At 58.5% G+C, this 21,263-nt stretch carries 20 protein-coding genes and 1 pseudogene; 6 read left to right on the forward strand and 15 right to left on the reverse strand.

The window, feature by feature from the left end; genetic code table 11:
• Window positions 1-157: 157 nt before the first annotated feature.
• The 3 genes from GNZ12_RS16370 to GNZ12_RS16380 all read right to left on the reverse strand — a co-directional run bounded on the left by GNZ12_RS16370 (window position 158) and on the right by GNZ12_RS16380 (window position 3,149).
• The gene (locus GNZ12_RS16370) at window positions 158-1,561 is read right to left on the reverse strand and encodes an aldehyde dehydrogenase family protein (protein WP_172311497.1); all 1,404 of its coding nucleotides are present in this window, start codon (window positions 1,559-1,561) and stop codon (window positions 158-160) included.
• 278 nt (window positions 1,562-1,839) lie between these two features.
• The gene (locus GNZ12_RS16375) at window positions 1,840-2,163 is read right to left on the reverse strand and encodes a DUF4148 domain-containing protein (protein WP_172311499.1); all 324 of its coding nucleotides are present in this window, start codon (window positions 2,161-2,163) and stop codon (window positions 1,840-1,842) included.
• 323 nt (window positions 2,164-2,486) lie between these two features.
• The gene (locus tag GNZ12_RS16380; RefSeq protein ID WP_328806017.1) at window positions 2,487-3,149 is read right to left on the reverse strand and encodes a TetR/AcrR family transcriptional regulator; all 663 of its coding nucleotides are present in this window, start codon (window positions 3,147-3,149) and stop codon (window positions 2,487-2,489) included.
• Between the two features lie 209 nt (window positions 3,150-3,358).
• Here GNZ12_RS16380 and GNZ12_RS16385 point away from each other — a divergent pair, with 209 nt between their 5' ends.
• The gene (locus GNZ12_RS16385; protein ID WP_172311503.1) at window positions 3,359-4,006 is read left to right on the forward strand and encodes a flavin reductase family protein; all 648 of its coding nucleotides are present in this window, start codon (window positions 3,359-3,361) and stop codon (window positions 4,004-4,006) included.
• Window positions 4,007-4,064: 58 nt separating this feature from the next.
• Here GNZ12_RS16385 and GNZ12_RS16390 read toward each other — a convergent pair whose 3' ends face one another.
• From GNZ12_RS16390 to GNZ12_RS16400, 3 genes are all read right to left on the reverse strand, one after another.
• Window positions 4,065-4,559 (reverse strand): DUF3237 domain-containing protein, encoded by a 495-nt coding sequence (locus GNZ12_RS16390; protein WP_172311506.1) that lies wholly within the window; start codon window positions 4,557-4,559, stop codon window positions 4,065-4,067.
• Between the two features lie 137 nt (window positions 4,560-4,696).
• The gene (locus GNZ12_RS16395; RefSeq protein WP_172311508.1) at window positions 4,697-5,446 is read right to left on the reverse strand and encodes an SDR family NAD(P)-dependent oxidoreductase; all 750 of its coding nucleotides are present in this window, start codon (window positions 5,444-5,446) and stop codon (window positions 4,697-4,699) included.
• A gap of 265 nt (window positions 5,447-5,711) precedes the next feature.
• Complete coding sequence (locus GNZ12_RS16400) at window positions 5,712-6,596, reverse strand: LysR substrate-binding domain-containing protein (RefSeq protein ID WP_172311510.1); 885 nt, start codon at window positions 6,594-6,596, stop codon at window positions 5,712-5,714.
• Between the two features lie 213 nt (window positions 6,597-6,809).
• On the opposite strand from GNZ12_RS16400, the gene GNZ12_RS16405 reads away from it, so the two are divergent.
• From GNZ12_RS16405 to GNZ12_RS16415, 3 genes are all read left to right on the forward strand, one after another.
• Entirely contained in the window at window positions 6,810-7,919 is a 1,110-nt protein-coding gene (locus GNZ12_RS16405; RefSeq protein WP_172311743.1) for an alkene reductase, read from the forward strand.
• A 12-nt stretch (window positions 7,920-7,931) separates the two neighbouring features.
• Window positions 7,932-8,141: a hypothetical protein gene (locus GNZ12_RS16410; RefSeq protein WP_172311512.1), complete on the forward strand. Its 210-nt coding sequence runs from the start codon at window positions 7,932-7,934 to the stop codon at window positions 8,139-8,141.
• Between the two features lie 217 nt (window positions 8,142-8,358).
• Window positions 8,359-9,225, forward strand: coding sequence for an aldo/keto reductase (locus GNZ12_RS16415; RefSeq protein WP_172311514.1), 867 nt, complete (start codon window positions 8,359-8,361; stop codon window positions 9,223-9,225).
• Between the two features lie 208 nt (window positions 9,226-9,433).
• Here the strand turns inward: GNZ12_RS16415 and GNZ12_RS16420 are convergent, their stop codons facing one another.
• The 6 genes from GNZ12_RS16420 to GNZ12_RS16445 all read right to left on the reverse strand — a co-directional run bounded on the left by GNZ12_RS16420 (window position 9,434) and on the right by GNZ12_RS16445 (window position 15,916).
• Complete coding sequence (locus GNZ12_RS16420) at window positions 9,434-10,186, reverse strand: maleate cis-trans isomerase family protein (RefSeq protein ID WP_328806018.1); 753 nt, start codon at window positions 10,184-10,186, stop codon at window positions 9,434-9,436.
• Window positions 10,187-10,211: 25 nt separating this feature from the next.
• A complete protein-coding gene (locus GNZ12_RS16425; RefSeq protein WP_216673234.1) occupies window positions 10,212-11,531 on the reverse strand; it encodes an MFS transporter in 1,320 nt (439 codons plus the stop codon).
• A 285-nt stretch (window positions 11,532-11,816) separates the two neighbouring features.
• Entirely contained in the window at window positions 11,817-12,704 is an 888-nt protein-coding gene (locus GNZ12_RS16430; protein WP_456238562.1) for a LysR family transcriptional regulator, read from the reverse strand.
• Window positions 12,705-12,743: 39 nt separating this feature from the next.
• A complete protein-coding gene (locus GNZ12_RS16435) occupies window positions 12,744-13,709 on the reverse strand; it encodes a D-2-hydroxyacid dehydrogenase family protein (protein ID WP_172311518.1) in 966 nt (321 codons plus the stop codon).
• Between the two features lie 293 nt (window positions 13,710-14,002).
• Window positions 14,003-15,022: an NADP-dependent oxidoreductase gene (locus GNZ12_RS16440; RefSeq protein WP_172311520.1), complete on the reverse strand. Its 1,020-nt coding sequence runs from the start codon at window positions 15,020-15,022 to the stop codon at window positions 14,003-14,005.
• A 129-nt stretch (window positions 15,023-15,151) separates the two neighbouring features.
• Window positions 15,152-15,916, reverse strand: coding sequence for an SDR family NAD(P)-dependent oxidoreductase (locus GNZ12_RS16445; RefSeq protein WP_172311522.1), 765 nt, complete (start codon window positions 15,914-15,916; stop codon window positions 15,152-15,154).
• A gap of 121 nt (window positions 15,917-16,037) precedes the next feature.
• On the opposite strand from GNZ12_RS16445, the pseudogene GNZ12_RS16450 reads away from it, so the two are divergent.
• Window positions 16,038-16,292: pseudogene (locus GNZ12_RS16450) on the forward strand (LysR family transcriptional regulator); the annotation flags it as partial.
• A gap of 68 nt (window positions 16,293-16,360) precedes the next feature.
• On the opposite strand, the gene GNZ12_RS16455 reads toward GNZ12_RS16450, so the two are convergent.
• Both GNZ12_RS16455 and GNZ12_RS16460 read right to left on the reverse strand, forming a co-directional pair.
• Complete coding sequence (locus tag GNZ12_RS16455) at window positions 16,361-17,065, reverse strand: alpha/beta fold hydrolase (protein WP_172311524.1); 705 nt, start codon at window positions 17,063-17,065, stop codon at window positions 16,361-16,363.
• Between the two features lie 100 nt (window positions 17,066-17,165).
• Window positions 17,166-19,124 carry a flavin-containing monooxygenase gene (locus GNZ12_RS16460; RefSeq protein ID WP_172311526.1) on the reverse strand — a complete coding sequence of 653 codons (1,959 nt, stop codon included), beginning with the start codon at window positions 19,122-19,124 and terminating at the stop codon, window positions 17,166-17,168.
• Between the two features lie 276 nt (window positions 19,125-19,400).
• Here GNZ12_RS16460 and GNZ12_RS16465 point away from each other — a divergent pair, with 276 nt between their 5' ends.
• A complete protein-coding gene (locus tag GNZ12_RS16465; protein ID WP_172311528.1) occupies window positions 19,401-20,762 on the forward strand; it encodes an MFS transporter in 1,362 nt (453 codons plus the stop codon).
• Window positions 20,763-20,853: 91 nt separating this feature from the next.
• Here the strand turns inward: GNZ12_RS16465 and GNZ12_RS16470 are convergent, their stop codons facing one another.
• The gene (locus GNZ12_RS16470; protein WP_235993761.1) at window positions 20,854-21,198 is read right to left on the reverse strand and encodes a TetR/AcrR family transcriptional regulator; all 345 of its coding nucleotides are present in this window, start codon (window positions 21,196-21,198) and stop codon (window positions 20,854-20,856) included.
• Window positions 21,199-21,263: the final 65 nt, after the last annotated feature.

The raw sequence follows: 21,263 nt of genomic DNA on the forward strand, positions 1-21,263 counted from the left end.
TTTCCGAACAACACCGTCAAGCAGGGTCACCGCGCGATCAAGCGGCGCACCCGGGTTCACGCCCGGGTGCGCGATTTTTTTTTTGCGCCCGCATTCAGCCTGGCGGCATCAAGGACCGAGGTAGCTATCCGTACACGCGCCGCGAGTTGTCGGCCAATCAGACGAGTGCGGCGTTGATTATTCGGATCTGGGTAAAGTCTTCCAATCCTTCAATGCCTTGCTGACGGCCAATGCCAGACTGCTTGGCACCTCCAAACGGCACATCGAAAGGCAACGCCAGGTGCTGGTTGACCCAGACTGTGCCGGTCTCGATGCGCGAAGCGATCTCAATGCCTCGCTGTGGGTTCGAGGTCCACACCGTTCCGCCGAGGCCATAATCGCTATCGTTAGCGCGTGCAATCACTTCATCGATATCGTCATAGGCAAGCACCGGCAGAACCGGGCCGAACTGCTCTTCCCGCACAAGGCGCGCGCTGTCTGGCAAATCGCGCACGATTGTCGGTGCGATGAAATAACCATCGCCTTCGATCGGTTCGCCGCCAGCGACGATCGTCCCGTTGGTCCGCGCTTCTTCGATGAAGGTAAGCACTTTTTCGTACTGGGTCAGGTTCTGGATCGGGCCAATCGTCGTATCGTCTTCGAGACCGTCCCCGACCTTGGACTCGCCTGCCAGGCGGGCAAGCGCATCACACAGCGCATCAACCATGGTACGCGGCGCATAGACACGTTTGGTGGCAAAGCAAACTTGACCTGCGTTCACTGTTGCCGATCGGTACACCTTCGGCGCGACCGCGTCGAGATCCGCGTCGTCGAGAATGATTGCAGCGTCGTTGCCGCCGAGTTCGAGGGTAAAGCGCTTTAACGTGTCCGCGACGCTGTGCAACACCTTCTTCCCGGTCGGCGTGGAACCAGTGAAGCTAACGTGAGCAACGTCAGGATGACTGGTCAGGAATGGGCCTAAGTCATTCTGGTCTACGATGGTCTGGAACACACCGGCCGGCAATGCCGTTGATGCAACCTCTCCCAGCATGAGTGTGGTGAGGGGTGTGGTAGGCGCAGGCTTCGCGATCACTGTATTGCCAGTGATCAACGCCGGTCCTAACTTCTTCATCAGCAAAATGAGCGGGAAATTCCACGGATTGATTGCCACTACCACACCTTGCGGATAGCGCTGCTCAATGATGCGTTCCTTCCGGGTCTCGCGCAACACGCGGAACTCGAGTTCAAGAGACGCGAAGTAGCGCAGCGCAGCAACAGTCCCGCCGACTTCGAACTTCGCCTCTTCAAGCGGTTTGCCCTGCTCCTGCGTCAAAACACGCGAAAATTCGTCAAAGCGCGTCTCGATCCCATCAGCAAACTGGTCAAGATACACTCTCCGCTGTGGGAAGCTGAGCTTCGACCAGACTTGGAAAGCGCGTTTCGCAGCAGCAATTGCTTGCTCGGCCTGTGCCATATCCGCGCGGGGTGCGGTAGCCAATACCCTACCCGTGGCGGGGTTGATGACATCGAGCGACGCTGCGCCCGCGACAAGTTCGCCATCGACAAGAAGACGATAGGTCATTTTTGGGTGCTCCAGTTCGTGAACCTGTGCTTCGCTCGATAGCTGGCATCAGATTTCGATTACTGATCTTATGACCTGGACGTTTGCTTAGGTACGATGTTGGCTGATGGAAGGGATCAGGAATATTGATCTCAGGTTGAGGATCATCGGCTTGCCTCCCGTCCTTCAAGTGGAGTCGGCAAACTGCCGGGAGTGCCGACATTTGCTGAACCAAGGCGAGAGGCTCTGAAACGAAGTGCAAACGGGGCAACGTACCGCCCCAGTCGTCTGCCGGTCAATTAATTGACGACATTAACGGGCGGCGAGTAGGTACTCTCGCTCGTATCGCCCCGTCTACCGGACTGAGAAGAGCCGGTGACACCGTCCCCATAACCGGCGTGGTCAGCTCGCACGGTGTCGTTTTGCGCAGCAACGCGCGCTTCCGCCGCCTGGATGTTTTCTGGGTAGTGAATCCAGTCACCCGGGTTGTAACCTGCCCTCTCAACCTGAATTAGTTCGGCACGAACCTGCGCGCGACTAACAGGCTCATTGGACTGCGCAAAAGAAACGATTGGAGCGGCGAACACGGCGACTAATGCCGCAGCTTTGATAAGCGATTTCATGAGGACTACCTGCAAAGATTGTCTGGTTCAATGGTGTCTGCCGCGCACACTTTTGTTTGCAGCCGTAAGGGCAGTGTAGAGAACCAGACATCTAGGGTAAATACTTAAGTTCCGAATTCACTGTCTATGCAAACAAGACAATCGCAATGCCACTGGCCGTATGGTTAGACCTTTTCTGATTTCGGGCCGATTGTGCGTCGATAATGCGTCGCGTGGCCACCATTGAAACGCAAAGAAATGGGGCATCACGAGCATACGCCCTCGGCATAGCAGGCATGTCGGCGCGCGGTTTTCCCGCGCCCGGCGGTTAGCCGGCGGTCGGCTTACTTTGCGCGAGACGGCCGCCGCTCGAGTTTTTCCTGTTGCACAGCCGCCCTCGTTCGGACACCATCAATCAGCGTGCGGACCATCTGCTTCGCGAGATTGGCACGTGTGCGCGCCGAGGAATCGACGTCGGGTCGATACCATATGAGCGACCATTGAACTCCGCCGAGCATCGTCTTGACCGCAATGGAAACGTCGACGTCCGCGAGCGAACCATCTTTCTTTGCGATCGTCGCCTGACTCTTGAACAGGGCTTCAAACTGGTCCCGGCTCGCGATCAGTTCGTCAAGTGTTGCGCGCTGCCCGGGCGTGGTGGCGCCGAACCGGTGCATTTGCACACCCTGCGCGACGACGCTTTCAAACGTATGATGCTCGAGAACTGCCAGCGCGTGCGCGTAAAGCATGGCCGCAAGAACGGTCGCGCCGTCACCTTCCGTTTCGCGAGCGGGTTCGACCGCGGCGAACAGCCTTGCCATCCCTTCACGGTGTACATCGAAAAACAAGTCGATCTTCGACGCGTAATGGTGATAAACCCGACCCTTGGTTGCACCGAGTCGGCGCGCTACGTCGTCGATACTGGTGGCATGGTAGCCCTGCTCCATAAAGCACTCGGCCGCGACCAAAAGAATTTCCTGCTTGCTTGGAGTCATACGCAAAGTCATGGTTAGGGAGGTAACGCGTCAAGTCGATGTACACCGCTAGCGTCAGGGACGCAAAAACAGAATGCTACCCTACTATTCGTCCGGCGCGAACAACGGCTGAGCTATGTGGATTTGTTGGCGCAACCTGAATTGTGAATTCACCGCAATGTATTTTCTACTGCGATTCGTTCCGATACTGTATCGACATAAATCACCGAATTGAGGCTGAAATGCATTTTGATTTTGCAAAACTGGACCGGCAACAACGATACAAGCTGCTCGGCGCGACTGTCGTACCACGCCCTATCGCGTGGGTGTCGACACTCAACGCTGACGGCACCTTGAACGCCGCGCCGTTTTCATTCTTCAACGTCTTTGGCGAAGCGCCTGCCGTTGTGGGATTTTCCATTCTTCACCGTTCGGCAAGCGATTTAAAGGACACGGGGCAGAATATCCGGATGCAGCAGGAATTCGTCGTGAATCTGGTGAGTGACGAAAATCTCAAACAGATGAACATTTCTGCCATCGAGTTCCCCCCCGAGATCAACGAATTCACCGAGGCGGGGCTGATCCCCGCTCCATCCGAGCACATCAAGACGCCGCGTATCGCGCAGAGCCGCGTCGCGTTCGAGTGCAGGCTCATGCAGATCGTTCCGCTCGGCGACATGCGTTCTCTAGTCCTCGGCGAAGTACTGGCCATGCACGTCGATGACGACGCTGTGCTTGACGCCGAGCGTGGCTGGATCGATACGGCAAGGCTTCATCTAGTGGGGCGTATGCACGCGAGCGCATATGTGCGCACCTCCGACATCGTCGACTTGCCGCGCATCCCGGTCGAAGACTGGATTTTGACGGACGTCCCTGGCGACAAACCTTGACTGGCGGCCTGCAGGGCCCGCACCAGTTCGAACGCCGTTTTGGCGGGTCAACGTCAGCTCACAGAACTTCAAACACGCTGTACGTGGGTCCGTTTGCGAACCGATGCCCGGTGCCGACAGCCATTATGCGGTTCAGCCACTCGTATCGACCGGCCGGCGCTTCGAAGATGGGGTTTATCCGGAAGTAGTAGCTTGATGGATCGACAACCTCACCTTTCTCGAGTCGCTCTATCACTTCGACTGGCCCATGGCGAACGCCCCGGTACGACATCGCGATCGTCGAGCCGTCGTCAGTCTGCAGAACAAGGCGTACGTCAAGCGTAGTGCTGCCGTCGCTACGCACGGCCTGCCAATCGCTGCCTCCATCCAGCACTTTTCCGGACAATCGGTCGCCTTCGAACGAGCCCGATGGGACGATACCCACACGACGAAAAGGTCCCGGGGTAGCGCCGACAACAACAATCGGCTTGACGTCGAGTCGCATGACAAACAATGGGCGCGTCTGCACACTTTTAAGTGGTGCGGGAAGGCTATCGAAGAGTGTAGTGAACATGGTTCACCTCGTGAATGATGACGCGGGTCTCCCCGCGTCGTTGATATCAACGCATGCCCTATTGAAGCGTCTTTCGAACACCTCAAGAATCAGCGCTTTGTTAATAGACAGAACAGTCTGGTGATGACTAACTAGCCTCACGAGGCCGTTTTCCCGCCGTTGATCCTAATGATTTCGCCAGTGATGAAACCCGCCTTGTCAGACGCGACGAACACGATTGCGTCGGCTATCTCTTCAGGGGTTCCCGCGCGCCTAAGCGGAACGTTCGTGAGAAAAGCGGTTTTTCGCTCGACGGTGCCGGTCAGCCGGTCGAGCATCGCGGTCTCGACCGGACCCGGAGCGATGGCATTGACGCGCACCCCCGACGCGGCACCCTCGATCGCAGCCGATTTGGTCAGACCTTCCACCGCGTGCTTGCTTGCCACGTAGAGCGACGCGTTCGCCGCGCCGCGCGAGCCCATCGTCGATGAGATATTGACGATGCTACCGCTGCCCTGCGCGAGCATCACGCGCATCTCGTGCTTCATGCTGAGAAGCGTGCCGAGCACATTGGTATCAAATACGGCTGCATAGCCCTCAGGGGTCCGGTCGGTCACCGGGCCGGACTGGCCTTCGGTCCCCGCGGAGTTGACCGCCACGTCGAGCCGGCCAAAGCGCGCAACCGTCTTATCGACGAGGTTGCGTACCTCGTCTTCGAATCGGACATCGGACTGTACGAACTCGGCTTCCACGCCGAGTGCGCGAAGCTCCTCAGCCAGCTTCAGGCCTTCGTCGGCTCGCCGCCCGGAGACAACGACGTGGGCGCCTTCACGGGCGAAAGCCAGCGCGGTGGCGCGGCCAATGCCAGTCAACGCACCAGTGACAAGAACGACGGGATGGGTAGACATTGCCTTTCCTTGGTGAAGTTTGCGAAAGTGGCTGACGGAGCCGCCCAAAGATTGGAGCCGGCGTCAGTGCCTGATTTTCCGGAGCCTGTAACTCGCCTGACGAGACCGTTCACAAGAACTCTCCAGTTCAACGCTGTGCAGCGTATCTGCGCAGCGACGGGGAAATAGTAGAGTTCAGGAGGATGGAGATAAACAGGCTGCGATTCCGATCATTTCGGACACTTCAGTCCGGCTTCGCGACTTTTAGCCGATTCCTTGCTCGTCGCTAGATCTGCAGATTCTGGCTGACATAGTCGATAAAGACGCGCAGCTTCGGCGAAGCGTAACGGCTTGCCGGCCACAAGATCCAGAAGGTGACGGTCTTGTCCAGAAAATCGTCGAGCACGATCTGTAACGCACCGCTCGCCAGGGTATCGCGCACAAGGAAGGTCGGTAGGAAGGCGAGGCCCTTGTTCTGAAGCGCCAGAAAACCCAGCACTTCAATGGTGTTGCTGACGAAAGTTTGCGGCAACTCCGGCTCCGCTTCCGACGCAGCGAGCTGAAATGGCCAGCGTTCCAGCTTGCCGCTAGCGGGGAATTTATGTAGTAAACAGGCATGCCGAACGAGTTCGGACGGATGTGCAGGTGCGCCGTGCTGCTCGAGATAGCCGGGCGAGGCGACCAGAACCTGACCGCAGGAGCCGAGGCGCCGCGATACCAGCCTCGAATCGTGCTGCTCACCCGTGCGTATGACTGCATCGAAGCCTTCTTCGATGATGTCCACCATGCGATCGGAGAGATCGACATCGAGTGCGATGTCCGGGTATTCCGTCATGAAGCCGTCCAGCGCCGGCATGATCAACCCGGACAATTGCGGCGTGCTGATCCGCAGTCTGCCGCGCGGACTGCCGGCGGCATCGGACAATTCCGCTTCGGCTGCTTCGACCTCGCCGAGGATGCGCCGGCACCGTTCCAGGAACAACGCCCCCTCGGCCGTCAGGGTGATGCTGCGCGTGCTGCGGTGAAAGAGCCGCACGCCGAGGCGCTCCTCGGTGCGCGCAATGCTTTTGCCAACCGCCGAAGACGATACGCCGAGCAGCCGTCCCGCCTCGGTAAAACTGCGAGTTTCCGCCACCTGCACAAACACTGAAATACCGCTGAGGCTGTCCATTGCCGCTTCCCGAGGCCCGAGCCCGATTTGCGCCGGCCGGGCGACGCAGGCGAGCGTTCGAAACCCGGCTACGACTCGATTGCGGACTTTAGTGTCCGATATATTCGGAACCTTAGCCCATTTTTCTTATCTCCGTCCGTCCATACACTGCTCCTCAAGGTCGAAAGCCCGCTGTTGATCGAGCGTCACCAGCCACTCAATCTCGAGAAAATCATGTCCAAACTTCATTCCGCAATCAAAGTCGGTCCTTACGAATTTTCCCATCGTGTGGTGCTGGCGCCGCTCACCCGCATGCGCGCCGAAGACGGCGCCAGGCCCGGCCCGTTGATGGCCGAGTACTATGCCCAGCGCACGTCGGAAGGCGGCTTCCTGATCGGTGAAGCCACCATCGCAGCGCCCAACGGCAACGGCTACCTCGGTGCGCCTGGCCTCTACGACGATAGCCAGATCGCCGGCTGGAAGCAGGTGACGGACGCCGTGCATGCCAAGGGAGGCCGCATCTTCCTGCAGCTGTATCACGCCGGACGCCAGTCCAACAGCCAGTTGCAGCCAGGCGGCGTTCAGCCCGTGGCGCCGTCCGCCGTGCCGCATGGCGGCGTCGCCTACACCGAAGCGGGCTGGATCCCGAACACGCCGAGCCGCGCGCTGACAATCCCCGAGATCGCCGATCTGGTCGAGAGCTTCCGCGCCGCCGCGATCCGCGGCAAGGAGGCCGGTTTCGACGGCGTCGAATTGCACGCCGCCAATGGCTACCTGTTCGATCAGTTCCTACAGGACGGCAGCAACAAGCGCACCGATATCTACGGCGGCTCGTTCGAGAACCGTGCCCGCTTCCTGATGGAAGCCACCCTGGCCGTCATTTCGGTGTGGGGCAGCGACCGCGTGGCCGTGCGCCTTGGCCCGAGCGGCAGTTTTGGCGATATGTCCGACAGCGACCCGAAGGCCCTCTTCACTTACATCGCGCAGGAGCTGGCCAAGCTGAACCTGGCCTACCTGCATCTGATCGAGCCGCGTGTGCTGGGCAATGTGGATGACGAGAGCAAGGACCCGAACCCGATCGCCGCGCAACTGATCCGCAAGCACTACAAGGGCATCATCATCGCCGCCGGCGCCTTCAAGGGCCACACGGCCGAAGCCATTTTGCACGCAGGCGACGCCGACCTGGTTGCCTTTGGGCGCGACTTCATCGCCAACCCGGATCTGCCCGAACGCCTGCGGCTTCAATTGCCGCTGAATCCGTACGACCGCCCTAGCTTCTTCGGCGGCACAGACGTCGGCTACACCGACTATCCGTTCTATAGCGACGAAACGGTATCAGCGTAAGCGGAGCACGCGATGACCTCCACGGCCCAGCCCACCTCCCTCTCACCGCTTTACTGGCTGGCGCCAGGAACGTTCGCGCTCGGTTCCCTGACGTTGAGTTTCATCTCGGTGGACAACCTTGGCTGGACCGCCGCTGCGTGCGAAGTCGCGGCGCTGATCCTGACCGCAAGCATCGGCAAGCACCTGATTCGGATGCAAAAAGGGGCGGTCACTGCCGCCTAAGGTATCGCTACTGTGCGGCAGACGTTTGCCGCAGCTCACAGGGCGCTTATCGGTCACTCATCGGCCACATCGTCAAGCCGGGAGAAAGTGCTTCGGATGCCTTAGGTGTCCATGACGAAAATGCTGGCACCAGGACGGCCTGCTTCCAACCGGCACTATCCCTGTCCCGGCGGCGTGTGCACCCTCGATCGGTCTAACACAAGCAGTAAAGGCGAACATGAATATCCCACACCCTACTTTCAAAATTGGCGGCGACACGGAAATCAGGCGGCTCGGATTTGGCGCGATGCGAATCACCGGCCCTGGCATCTGGGGCGCGCCCACCGATCGGGCCGAAGCCTTCCGCGTCCTGCGTCACCTTCCCGAACTCGACGTGAATTTCATCGACACGGCGGACTCGTATGGGCCGAACGTTTCGGAAGAACTGATCCGCGAAGCGCTGCATCCATATGGCGTCGACATGCTCGTAGCGACCAAGGCGGGACTGGCGCGCACGGGTCCCAACCAGTGGACCCCGCACGGCCGGCCTGAGTACCTGCTTCAGCAGGCCCACGGCAGCCTGCAGCGGCTCGGTATCGATCAGATCGGCCTGTGGCAGTTGCATCGCATCGATCCATCGGTGCCGCGGGATGAGCAGTTTGGCGCCGTGCGCCACCTGATCGACACCGGCGTGGTCCGCCACGCCGGCATGAGTGAAGTCTCGGTGGCCGACATCAAGGCTGCATCGAAATATTTCAAGGTGGCGACCGTGCAAAACCGTTTCAACCTAGGTGACCGCGGTAGTGAAGACGTGCTGGACTACTGCACTGCTCACGGCATTGGCTTTATCCCGTGGTTTCCGCTGGCTGCGGGCGAGCTGACCCGCCCCGGCTCGCTACTCGACACCATCGCGAGCAACCATCACGCGAGCGTCGGACAGATCGCCCTCGCGTGGCTATTGCAACGCAGTCCAGTGATCCTGCCGATACCGGGGACCTCCCGCGTCGCGCATCTGGAAGAGAACGTGGCGGCCCGCGCGATCACCTTGTCCGACCGTGAATTTTGCGAGCTGGACCGCGCGACCGCTCAACGGCGGCAAGGCTAGTCCGCTACTCCGTCAATTTCGCTCGAGACTAATCACGAAAGTCGTGCGAGTGGTATTGCTGCGCGCGGCTACACGGGCTATCCGGCGCTCAGCGAGTTGCCGGATTAGTGGCCGGAAGCAATGATGCGACCCAGCCACTCGTATCGACCGGACGATGCAGTAGTCACTTTGCGCCGCTAAGTCGTGTGGCGACGCAAAGTTGCTCTGCCTAGAAGCGGCCAGACAGCAGATAACCCGCGTTTGGCACTTGCGCCTTCAGACCCAACGTCTTGAGAATGCGATAGACGGTCGATGTCGCGGCAGACAGAACCGGCTTGCCCAGGCGGTCTTCGACGGCCTGGATGGCAGGCAGCGAGGGCATCTGCACGCATGCGGAGAGCACGACAGCGTCAGCCTGGCTGATATCGAGTCGATCCGCGTGACCGATCAGGTTCATTGGATCAAGACGGCCAACAGCGAGGTTGTCCGACACTTCCAGGCTCATCGAGGCCGTTACTTCAATGTCTTCGCTCTGAATGTAGTCGACGACCTGTTGCGTCAGCGGCTTCATGTACGGCGTGATAATCGCGACGCGCTTGAACCCCATCGTCTTCACGCCTTCGACCAATGCGCCGGCCGAGCTGATGATGGGCGTGGGTGCGCCATTGCTTTCGACAGTCTCTTTCAGCCGTGATTCCGACACGCGGTGATAACCTGGGCCTTGACACATAATCGCGACGAGGCACGCATAGGCAAGCACGTCGCAGCGCGCGTCGCTGAGTTCGAGCGCGCAGCGGTCGCTATCCACGTCCATCTTTTTCAGTTCTTCCGGCGTGACATGCATCATGCGCATCCGCGCCGAGTGGAACGTAAAGCGCTCGTCCGGGAAGATGTCGTAGCGCGAGGTCAGCATGGCCGGAATTTCCGTTTCCATCGTCGTATTCGAACTGGGAACGATCTGGCCGATTCGATAAGTTTTCATGATCTGGAAGGCAAGAGTTAAAAAATCAGTTTCCGCTTGTGAGTTGAACGCCCTGCGTTTCCCGAAGCGTGAACACAAGAATCGCGGCGGTGACATATGCAATGGATGCGATGCAGTAGGTCGTCGTGAATCCGATCAGCGGAATCAGCAAGGGAACAAGCTTGATGCCGGCAATCGCGCCGACACGTCCAAAGTTGAAGCAGAAGCCTGCGGCCGTCGAACGGATGCTGGTGGGAAAAAGTTCCGCGTACCACGCGCCGAAGCCACTGAAATACCCTGTGAAAAATCCGAGCAATGCCGACAGCACGCCGATGATGGCGATGTTCTGCGCGTTGAATTCGAGCTTGCCGTTGGTCAGCGGAATCATCGTCGCGCCATACGCGAACACGGGTACCGCAACCGCGATGCCGATAAAGAACCCGGCGAACGCCGCGCGCCGGCCGAAGCGCTCCGCCAGTGAGCCGTATGCGAGATAGCCAAGCGTCGCGCCGATGCCCGTCCACACCAGAAAGACAGGAGCCTGGTCGATGCGCACGTGCAGAACGCTTTGTAGATAGGTCGGCGTGAACGTGGTGATGATCCAGTACCCGTACATGCCGAGAACCGAGATCGTCAGGGCCAGCAGTATCGTGCGGCGGTACTCAGGCCGGAAAATCTGCAGCAGATTACTTTTGCTGGCGTTGTTCTTCAAAAATTCGCGATTCGCGAGCCACACGGGCGATTCCTTCACGAAGACGAGAATGAAGAAAGCTATGCAGTACGCAGGCACGGCAGACAGGATGAAGAGCCGGCGCCACGAGTCGGGATTCGACGCATCGAGCAGCGTCCAGGCGAAGATTGCGGCCAGCAGGCTGCCGCCGGACCAGCCCGTCTGCATCACAGCGATTGCCTTCGCGCGGCCTGACGGCGGCCAGATCTCGCTGACAAGCGCCACGGCGGCCGACCACAATCCGCCTACGCCGATACCCACCGCGAATCGATAGACGTTGAGTTCCGCGATGCTGTGTGCGAATCCGCACGCCAGTGTGCCCGTTGCGTAAGTGAGAACCGAAATCACCAACGTGCGTTTTCGGCCAATCTTGTCGGATATATTGCCTAGGAAGAAGCCGCCGATGCCTGTCGCGAGGAGGAACCACGCGACAGTCGACACGACGTCGGCAAGCGAGGCCGAAAACGTATGCGCGACGGCGAGTATGACGAACCCGAACACGGTCGCGTCGAGTGCGTCGAACAGCCATGCGCCCCACGAGCCGCTGAGCGTCACATAACGCTGCAGGCGTGGCATTTGATCGGAAGAGGCGGCCTCGGCCGGTCGTGCTGTCTCCACTGCTCCAGTACTATTCATTTATAGTTCCTTGACGGCCGGGCTGACCGTGTTGATCCGAATACCCGGATGCGCACGCCGATCATTGCTGCCAGCGTCGACCCAATACCCTTTCTTGCATGGTGGTTCGCTAACGGCGCTAGCCCGTGAATGGGCGCTTTTTTGCGCGGGGCGCTCAAACGATGAGTGACACCACGTATGCGCGTCGAGTGTCTTCATGTTAGGTAGATGGCTGTGCGCTGTACACCAGCGAATGGCTATCCTGCCATCGCGAACCGTTATGGCAGGATAAGCATGCCAAACGCGTCAGTTACTCGCGCGAAGGTGTTCGAAAAACAGCTTCGCAACAGGTGATAGCGCATCCGCGCGGCGCACGCATACGACAAGTTCCCGCTTCGCCCACACCTCATCGAGCTTCAGCATGCGCGTACCCGTCAAGCGGTACAGCTCCGCGTTGCCCGCGGGTAATATGCCGACGCCCATGCCGACCTGCACCATCCTGCACAGCGCGTCGTACGACGATACTTCGACCTTCGCCCGCAGTGTTTTTCCTGCCTTGCTCGCCTCCGTCATCATCTGAAAGCGCAGATGCGTGCCTGCACGGAGCACCACATGTTCATAGTCGAGCGTTTCCGCGAACGTGACATGCCGGCGCTTCGCCAACGAATGAGTGGACGGGACGAGAACCTTTAGCTCATCGGTCCGGAACGCATGAACCTCGATGTCGGCGCTATGCGGCAGGCGCGTAAAGACACCGATCTCCGCAACGTTTTCCGCCACGCTCTCGGTGATCGCAAGGCTGTCGCGCTCCATCAGCGAGATACTGATGTCCGGATAGCGCTCGCTGAACGATTTGACGATGGGCGGCATGAAGGTCGAAATCGCCGAGATATTGACGAGTACGCGTACGGATCCTCGCAGACCGTCCGAATACGCCTTCATCTGCAGAACGATATTGCGCAGGTCGTCCAGCACGTCGCGCGCCAGAATCGACAGATTCACGCCGGCCGCCGTCGGCGTAATACCCTTGTTTGTCCGCGTGAGCAGCGGCGTGCCGAAGACTTCTTCGAGTTCTCTGAGGCGCTTGCTGACAGCAGGCGCGGCAATATGCTCGAGTTCGGCCGCACCTGCGATCGTGCCTTCATCCACCACGCGCACGAAAAGCTTGAGAGAAACAGGGTCGAGCTTCAACACGCGCTCCCAGTCACTTTGCGCCAAAGGCTTTGCAGCGTGTTAGGCATGGGCAGGTCGTTGCGGCTCATCGAGCCATTCGAGTATGTTGCGCACGGTATCACCGTAGAACGTCTGGTACATCTCACGCGTCACATAGCCGATATGCGGCGTTGCGAGCACGTTGTCCAGCGAGCGCAGCGGGTGCGTCAGTTCGAGCGGCTCGAAATCGTACACATCGATGGCGGCGCCTGCGATCCGCCCATTCTCCAGTGCGGTGAGCAGCGCCACCATATCGACTATCGGACCGCGCGACGTATTGACGATGCGGCTCGTGGGCTTCATTCGCGCAAGCTCTGCAGCGCCGACCAGACCCTGCGTTCGTTCACTCAGGCGGACGTGGATCGACAGAAAGTCAGAAGTGGAGAACAGCGTATCTTTGTCGACCAATTGCGCGCCTTTCGATTCCGCGCGCTCTGCCGTCAGGTTCTCGCTCCAGGCAATCACATTCATCCTGAACGCGCGACCGATCACACCGACCGCCGAACCAATGTGGCCAAGCCCGAGAAGGCCAAGGGTTTTGCCGGCCAGTTGCGTTCCGAGCGTGAGCTGCCAACCGCCTTCACGCAAAGACTGATTTTCGACAGGGATATTGCGGGCCATGGCCAGAATCATCGCCCATGCGAATTCGATGGTCGGCGTGGACGAGTATCCCGTGTGGACAACCTTGATGCCGTGCGCAGTTGCCGCGTCCGTGTCGATTGACGCGTTGCCCGTGCCCGTCGAGGCAATCAGCTTGAGATTGGGCAGGCACTCGATAATCTGACGGGTGAGTGGCGTGCGTTCGCGCATCACGCACAGTACTTCGAATGGCTTCAGACGTTCGATAAGCTGCGTGGTATCCGCCACGTGGTCGTTGAAGACCATGATTTCCGCGCGGTTTTTCAACGGAGTCCAGTCGGCCACGTCGAGCGCGACGTTCTGGTAGTCATCGAGAACGGCGACTTTAACAAGGGATGGGCTAGACATGTGTTACCTCCTCCAAGGACAAAGCGGCTGCCGTAAGCCCCGGCCATAGTGCAACAACGAATGTCAGGACTGCGCTAGTTTGACGCAATGTGCAGTACGAGAAACGCTATGACGCGGCAACCTCGACGGCGCAGCCGTCGATACCGTCGCGCTCGGGAAAATGTAAATTTATGCTCTTTTGCCAATGCGGATGGAGGATCCTCACGTTCCAGGCCATGACCGACTATAAAGAAATAAATGATGGGGTGGGGATTGGATTCAATCTGGGCGCACCGTGAATGATTAGCCTCAGATCAGCTTGCAACCCGGACCAGCAGCTTGCCGAAATTTCGACCGTTCAACATGCCGATGAAGGCCGTCGGCGTGCTCTCCAATCCGTCGACGATGTCTTCCTTGTACCTGATCTCACCGCTCTTGACGCGGGCGCCGATTTCGCGAAGGAAGTCTGGGTACAACTCTGCGAAATCGTAGTTGATGAATCCGCGGATGGTGAGGCTTTTGCTCAGGACGTCGCGCATGGTGCCGGGCAGCGTATCGGGCCCCGGAAATTCGGATACACCGAATTGACCGATGAGGCCACATACCGGCACCCTTGCAAACCTGTTGAGCAACGGTGACACGGCGCGCCAAATGGCGCCGCCGACATTTTCGAAATAGACATCGACGCCGTTCGGGCATGCCTCGGCAAGACGTTCCACGAAGTCGGGCGCCTGATGGTCAACGCATGAGTCGAAGCCGAGCTCGTTTCGTACGAAAGCGCACTTCTCCGGTCCACCTGCGATGCCGACGGCGCGGGCGCCCGCGAGGCGAGCCAGTTGCCCGACGGTGGCCCCGACTGCACCGCTGGCAGCTGCTACAACCACCGTTTCGCCTGGCTTGGGCTGGCCGATGACACGCATGCCAGAATAGGCAGTAAAGCCTGGCATGCCAAGTACCCCGAGACGTGTTGTCAAGGGCGCGTCGGCCGAATCGATCTTTCGAACACCTCCGCCATCGGAAATGGCATGCGTCTGCCAGCCAGAGTGAGCGAGAACAATGTCTCCGACGGCATACCCTGCATGATGGGACTCGATGACCTCTGCGATGCACTCACCTGTCATGACATCGCCGATAGCAACAGACGGGGCATATGATTTTGCGCTGTCCATTCGTCCCCGCATATAGGGATCGAGAGACAGGTAGAGTGTCCTGAGCAGCAGTTCCTGGGCGCCTGGCTTCGGGACAGGTAACTGCTCAAGGCGGAAATCGCCCTCGGTTGGTTTTCCCTTCGGACGGGACGCCAGGACAATTCTTTGGGCGTTTTCGTTGGTCATCTTGAATCTCCGAACTATGTTACGTTGCGATTTTCGCTGGCACGTCATTGTGTGAGGTCCACCCACATGGCCAACGCGACACCTGCGCGGTATTCCCGCCAATGATGCCAATCAGGGCACTTAGGGCACTCAGGCCGTTGCACCACCATCTACGCTGACGTTTTGCCCGTGAATGTAGTGGCCAGCCGGGGAAACCAGCAAGAGGGCCAGTCCAGCGACGTCGTCCGGCTCGCCGATGCGCCCCATGGGGATACCCAAGGCGATCTTTCTTTCACGCTCGGGATCCTCCCAAAGTACCCTTGAGAAATCGGTTCGCACTGCACCGGGATTAATAGAATTAACATTGATGTTCGACGGTCCGAGTTCGAGCGCAAGATTGCGCACCAGTTGGTCAACGGCCGCCTTTGACATTGCATACAAACCCAGCATTGCCGACCCGCGCTTTGCTGCCCGGCTCGACATGAAGACGATTGATCCATCCTTGCGTGCGATCATCTGCGGAGCGAGTGCCTTCACAAGTGCAAAGTTACCGCGTACGTTGCCAGCCATTACGCTGTCAAATTGCGCAACCGTATGGTCAAGTATCGATCCGTCCGGCGAAGTACCTGCCGCGTTCAGCACGAGCGCGTCGACCCGTCCAAATGCTGCTAGCGCCTGCGACGCGAAGTGATCGACGCTCTCAGGGTCGGTAATGTCGCAGGAAATTGCCTTGATTGCGATGCCGTCTTCTTTCTGCAGTCGAATGGCAACCGCATCGGCTACTTCCTGACTACGTCCGGAAATCACGACCTTCGCCCCAGCCGCACCTAGTGCGCGGGCGACCGCCAGGCCCATTCCCTTGGTTGCGCCTGTTACCACGGCAACGCGGCCACTCAGATCAAAAAGCTTGCTCACGATTGTTACTCCATTCGCCCTCTTCAGGACGCGAAACGTTGAAAATTCACATCCCCATTTCGCCTGCTATATAGGTAGACGCACAGCGATCAGGCTAAAGTGTGTGTATGCACTTAATCGCATGATCCTCCGAATCTGCCCTCGCTGTCAACCGATGGACGGCCGGCCGTTGCTCGTGGAAACGAAAAGCTTCACGCGCGCGGCCGAGACTTTGGATATGTCACGCGCACGGGTGACCGTGATCATTCAGAGTCTCGAAGCGCACCTGAAAACGCGTCTGCTGCAGCGGACGACGCGCAGCCTCAACCTCACGCCGGACGGTGCTGCCTATTACGAGCGGTGCGTGCGCGTCCTCGCGGACATTGACGACAGCCAGTTGGGCTGAACGCTCAACTGGCATTTGTAAATTTGCCGGATACAAATCTCGTGTAATCGAGGCTCCATCTAGCTCAGGGAAGTCGTTCGCTCGATGAATGCCTCCGTCAAACTCGCGGCAACGTCGGACATCTCCACATGTGGCAAGTGGCCACAGTGTGGAAAGACGTGAACCTCCGCGCCAGCGATCGCATCGCCCCACTGCCTCGCTAGTTCGACCGACACGACACGATCCTCTTCGCCCCACAAGACTAACGTGGGACAGCTAAGCTTCCCGAGCTCACGTTCCAAACTTGGATCGTAGAATCCCGGACCACCAAGTAGCTCGCTGGTCTTCAAATTTCCAGATTCAATTTTCTGGATATCATGGGGATCCTGTGCAAGAGCACGTTCGACAAACGACTGATCGAAATAGTACCGTCGCAAACGTTCTGCGCGCGAAGGCAATGCGCCCGGTCCGCTTCCCGCTGCCCGCGCGCGCATTCCTGCGGGCGCTATCAGTGTCAGGCTGCGAATCGCTTCCTGCGCCAGCAGCATGGCCAGTCTGCTCGCGAGCCAGCCACCCAACGAGCTACCAATAAGATGGATTCCGCCGAGACCAGCACAAAATGTAGTGTAGTAGCGGGCCAAGTCAGCAACCGACGCGATCCACTCTGGCCTCTCGTTCCTTCCAAAACCCGGATGCTCAGGCGCCAGTACGTCATAACTGTGAGCCAACTTGTCAAAATAGTCCAGCCAGCCAGTCATTCCGCCAGCACCATGCAGGAACAACACCTCATCTCCTGTTCCGCCTCGAAGCATGCGAGACTCGACACCATGCACCATCGCCTTATGATGGACGTATAGCATTTCGACCACCCGTAAAGTCACTTGATCAAGCCGTCTGAAGTTCAGCGACGTCGCGCTCCACATTTGCTACGGCAATGAACTCATCCAGTTCGAATTCGTGGGTGAGCGCCCAGAAGTCAACCAGTCGCCACGGTGAAGTCATCGTTACCCGGTTATGTTTGTTCTTGTACCAGCTCGTGACGCCACGATGGGACCACACCATGTTACGCAGCTTCTCGTCCACTACATCGTTGTAGCCGCTGTAGACCTCCTCGCGCACCTCGATCGAAGCCAGATCCCTCTCGATCATTTCCCGCATCGCATTCAGAATGTACGTAACCTGGCACTCGGTGTGAAATATCGCGCTTCCGCCGTGCGAAAGGATCGTATTCGGCCCGGCAATGACAAAGAGGTTCGGGAACCCCGGCACCGTCATCCCCTTGTACGCACGGGGATCGTCCTCGCCCCAGACGTCGCGGATTGATACTCCATCCCGGCCACGAATCTCCATCGGCCACAGAAGCTTCGACGCGTTGAAACCTGTCGCGAATACCAGTACGTCAGCAGAGTACTCGACGCCGTCAGTCGTCACGACGCCCGTTTTACTGATATGTGAAATCGGGTTGACGACCAGGTCAACATGGTCCCGCTTCAGCATCTTGAACCAATTGTTGTCACGCAGCAGACGCTTGCCATACGGCGGATAGTCTGGCGTGCACTTTTTGAGCAACTCCTCGTCCCCATCCAGTTCGCTGTGCATGTACGCGATGATGTTTTCTCGCATCGAGTGATTTTCGCTGTTGAGCGAAAGTGCTGGTTGGCTCCACTCCGGATCGATGTGCAGTGTCTTATGGAAGCCATCGGATGCAGCCCAGAAAACAAGGAAGCGTGCCCATTCGTTGAAGAGCGGAATGTGTTTCAGGGCCCACCGCTGCCCCTCCGTCGTGTCCCGACGGTAGTTCGCGTTCCCCATCGCCCAATGCGGCGAGCGTTGGAAAATCGTCAGCTGTGCGACCTTGTCAACAATCGCCGGCCCCACCTGCATTCCGCTGGCACCCGTGCCAATCATGGCAACGCGCTTTCCGCTCACGTCGACATCATGATTCCAGTGAGCAGTATGAACCGTGTCGCCCGAGAAGCTCTCCAGACCCTTGAAAGCCGGAGTCGACGCAACGTTGTGCCCAGCGGCCGTAATGAATACATTACATACCAGCTGTTCGGTCTCCGTATCCTGGGAACGGCAATTCACTTGCCAACGCGCACTGGCCTCGTCAAAGTTCGCGCCGGTCACCTCGACGTTAAAGCGGATATGCTCGCGAAGGCCGACCTTGTCTACTGTGTCGTTGATGTATTTCAGTATCTCGTTTTGACGGGAAAAATGCCGTGACCAGTCCGGATTCGGGTTGAACGAATAGGAGTAGAACTGGTTCGGCGTATCAACGCCGGCACCCGGGTAATCGTTCTCATACCATGTCCCACCGAGGCCCGCATTGCGCTCGAGAATGACAAACGGAATACCCGCCTCCTTGAGCCTGATGCCTGTGCAAACACCAGACAGCCCTGCCCCAACGACCACCACCTTGAAGTCATCGAGTGACAGTGATTTCGGATCAGTACGCCACTGCAACGCGCGGGTATCGACGTCGCCCAGGCGTAGCTCCTCGACGAAAAGCGAGACATATTCTTCCGGAACCTCGGCTCCAACACTGGCGCTCATCATCCGGCGCAAGGTCTGCCGATGGGGCATGCGTGGCACGGTCGCGCCTTCAGCGGCGTATTGCTTCAGTGTCGCGACGAGCTTCAATCTGATCTCCTCCTTCAGATTATCGGGGATCGTCTCAAGGAAGTTCCATGCTCCCTTGATATGCGGCGCAACCTCGTCGAGAAGTTCAAAATCGCCAGTCAGATAAACCAGCGTCATCAACGCAGGAACGATATCCGCAGTGTCGAGTGCGGACTTCAGCGCCTGCTCATCGCGCGCTGCTTCTGCAAAAGGGCCTTCCATATTCACTCCGATCCGTTTTACCTTGTGGAGCCTTCATGCTAGATGGAAATGAAGATCTCGCCAGCGATAACGCTTGATGTATCCGATCAGCAATTTTGATGAACGATGGACAAGCATGGTGTCACCACGTAGCTGATATAGGCGCATCAGAATTTATGATCAGGCTCATCTGATTAACTCATTTGCGTTGCCTTTTTATGCCCCGCTATGCTTGCCTGACCAACATCGAAACGGATGCACGTTACGGTTATTCAACCGTATTCAAGGAGACGCGCAATGAACAACAAACGCACGGTCGATGTACAGACTTTCATCGACGGTCAACGTTTTTCGCCTTTTCAATGGACCATTCTCGTCCTGTGCTTTCTGGTTGTGGCCGCCGATGGCATGGACACGGCCGCGGTCGGTTTCATTGCACCTTCACTAGTGCAGGAATTGGGCGTTACGCGCGCGGCGCTAGGGCCTGTGATGAGCGCCGCGCTAGTCGGACTCGGCATCGGCGCGCTGGGTGCCGGCCCACTTGCCGATCGCGTCGGACGAAAGACAGTGCTGGTTTTATCGGTGTTTTTCTTTGGGCTGTGGAGTTTCGCCGCCGCACGTGCGACTTCGATCGAATCGCTTACTTTAATGCGCTTCATGACGGGGCTGGGTCTCGGCGCGGCGATGCCTAACGCGGTGACGTTAATGTCCGAATACGCGCCTGCGCGCATTCGCGCCGTTGCTGTGAATGCGATGTTCTCCGGCTTTTCGTGCGGCGTGGCGATTGGCGCGGTGTCGTCAGCGTGGCTCATACCCCACTTCGGCTGGCAAAGCGTGCTGCTAGCGGGCGGCGTCGGACCTATCGCACTGACCTTCGTGCTCGTTATGCTGCTGCCCGAATCCGCGCAGTTCATGGTGACGAGAGAGCACGGCCACGCACGCATCGCGCGTGTTCTTTCGCGCATCGCAGGAGACGCACGTTTTGACGAATGCCGCTTTGTCGCGATTGATGCAACGGTGGAGAATCGCGGGTCCGCATTGCGGGTGGTGCTGTCGTCACGCTATCGCTTCGGCACGTTAATGCTGTGGCTCGCGTACTTCATGGGCCTGCTGATCTATTACCTGCTGACGAACTGGCTACCTACGCTTTTCAGGGACGCGGGATTTTCAGGCCAGAACGCCGCGCTGATGACATCGCTGTTTCCGATCGGCGGCGTGGCAGGCAATCTTAGTGTCGGCTGGTTGATGGATCGCTTCAAGGCCAATCGCGTAATCGCCTGCACATACGTCGTGTCGGCGGGGCTGGTCATGCTGGTGGGACACGGCGTCGGGCATCAACTGTGGCTCGGCACACTGATCTTCCTGACGGGAACGGTCGCGACGTCCGCAGTCACGTCGATGTCCGCGCTTGCCGCGAACTTCTATCCGACGGAAGGGCGCGCGACGGGCGTAGCGTGGATGATCGGCATGGGACGCATCGGCGGTGTGACGGGCGCGCTGGTAGGTGCCGCGCTAATGGGATTGGGCTGGCAATTCGGTTCGGTGTTTAGCCTGCTGGCCGTGCCCGCGATGATTGCCGCGTGCGGCGTCTATGCAACGGCAAGACGCACGCGCACGTCGAGCATCGAAGACGCCAAATTGACGCCCGCGGCGGAATAGATTTCGGACGACGTTTATGCGTTGAACACGGCGGTCATCAAGTCTCCTGATGGCCGAACCAAAAGATGAGCAAGCTCTTAGCGAAGCTTTTCTAAGTAAGGCCGGCGACCGCACAACCCTGCTCGATATCACTGCAATGCGTACCGGACAGGTAAAAGTCCACCTGTCGGCTCAGCCGGTTCCTGTCCGGCTCAATCGGCGCGGCAATAACTTCCTTCAGGTCGCCGTTGGCCTTGTCCATCGCAGCCGCCACAACTTCAGCGGCCAGCGCCTCCTTCGATTTGAAGTGGTTGTAGAACCCGCCTTGGGTAAAGCCCGCGGCCTTCATCAGCGCGCTAAGGCCCACACCATCGATTCCATGGGCACGGAACAACTTCTCCGCGGCGGCAATGATGGCCTTCCGGTTCTCCACCGCCTGCTGTTTCGAGACACCCATCGTTCAATGTGCTCCCCATCGTTGTTAGTTCAATTATAGCCATCTTTGAAAAAAACAATGGTGAT

Source organism: Paraburkholderia solitsugae (assembly GCF_013177695.1).
GTDB lineage: Bacteria > Pseudomonadota > Gammaproteobacteria > Burkholderiales > Burkholderiaceae > Paraburkholderia > Paraburkholderia solitsugae.

Coding starts and splice junctions, on each gene's coding strand:
- GNZ12_RS16405 (WP_172311743.1), top strand. CDS start 6,810: ATGTCCAAACTTCATTCCGCAATCAAAGTCGGTCCTTACGAATTTTCC.
- GNZ12_RS16425 (WP_216673234.1), bottom strand. CDS start 11,531: ATGAATAGTACTGGAGCAGTGGAGACAGCACGACCGGCCGAGGCCGCC.
- GNZ12_RS16435 (WP_172311518.1), bottom strand. CDS start 13,709: ATGTCTAGCCCATCCCTTGTTAAAGTCGCCGTTCTCGATGACTACCAG.
- GNZ12_RS16420 (WP_328806018.1), bottom strand. CDS start 10,186: ATGAAAACTTATCGAATCGGCCAGATCGTTCCCAGTTCGAATACGACG.
- GNZ12_RS16375 (WP_172311499.1), bottom strand. CDS start 2,163: ATGAAATCGCTTATCAAAGCTGCGGCATTAGTCGCCGTGTTCGCCGCT.
- GNZ12_RS16460 (WP_172311526.1), bottom strand. CDS start 19,124: ATGGAAGGCCCTTTTGCAGAAGCAGCGCGCGATGAGCAGGCGCTGAAG.
- GNZ12_RS16395 (WP_172311508.1), bottom strand. CDS start 5,446: ATGTCTACCCATCCCGTCGTTCTTGTCACTGGTGCGTTGACTGGCATT.
- GNZ12_RS16470 (WP_235993761.1), bottom strand. CDS start 21,198: ATGGGTGTCTCGAAACAGCAGGCGGTGGAGAACCGGAAGGCCATCATT.
- GNZ12_RS16410 (WP_172311512.1), top strand. CDS start 7,932: ATGACCTCCACGGCCCAGCCCACCTCCCTCTCACCGCTTTACTGGCTG.
- GNZ12_RS16400 (WP_172311510.1), bottom strand. CDS start 6,596: ATGGACAGCCTCAGCGGTATTTCAGTGTTTGTGCAGGTGGCGGAAACT.
- GNZ12_RS16370 (WP_172311497.1), bottom strand. CDS start 1,561: ATGACCTATCGTCTTCTTGTCGATGGCGAACTTGTCGCGGGCGCAGCG.
- GNZ12_RS16415 (WP_172311514.1), top strand. CDS start 8,359: ATGAATATCCCACACCCTACTTTCAAAATTGGCGGCGACACGGAAATC.
- GNZ12_RS16440 (WP_172311520.1), bottom strand. CDS start 15,022: ATGACCAACGAAAACGCCCAAAGAATTGTCCTGGCGTCCCGTCCGAAG.
- GNZ12_RS16465 (WP_172311528.1), top strand. CDS start 19,401: ATGAACAACAAACGCACGGTCGATGTACAGACTTTCATCGACGGTCAA.
- GNZ12_RS16390 (WP_172311506.1), bottom strand. CDS start 4,559: ATGTTCACTACACTCTTCGATAGCCTTCCCGCACCACTTAAAAGTGTG.
- GNZ12_RS16380 (WP_328806017.1), bottom strand. CDS start 3,149: ATGACTTTGCGTATGACTCCAAGCAAGCAGGAAATTCTTTTGGTCGCG.
- GNZ12_RS16385 (WP_172311503.1), top strand. CDS start 3,359: ATGCATTTTGATTTTGCAAAACTGGACCGGCAACAACGATACAAGCTG.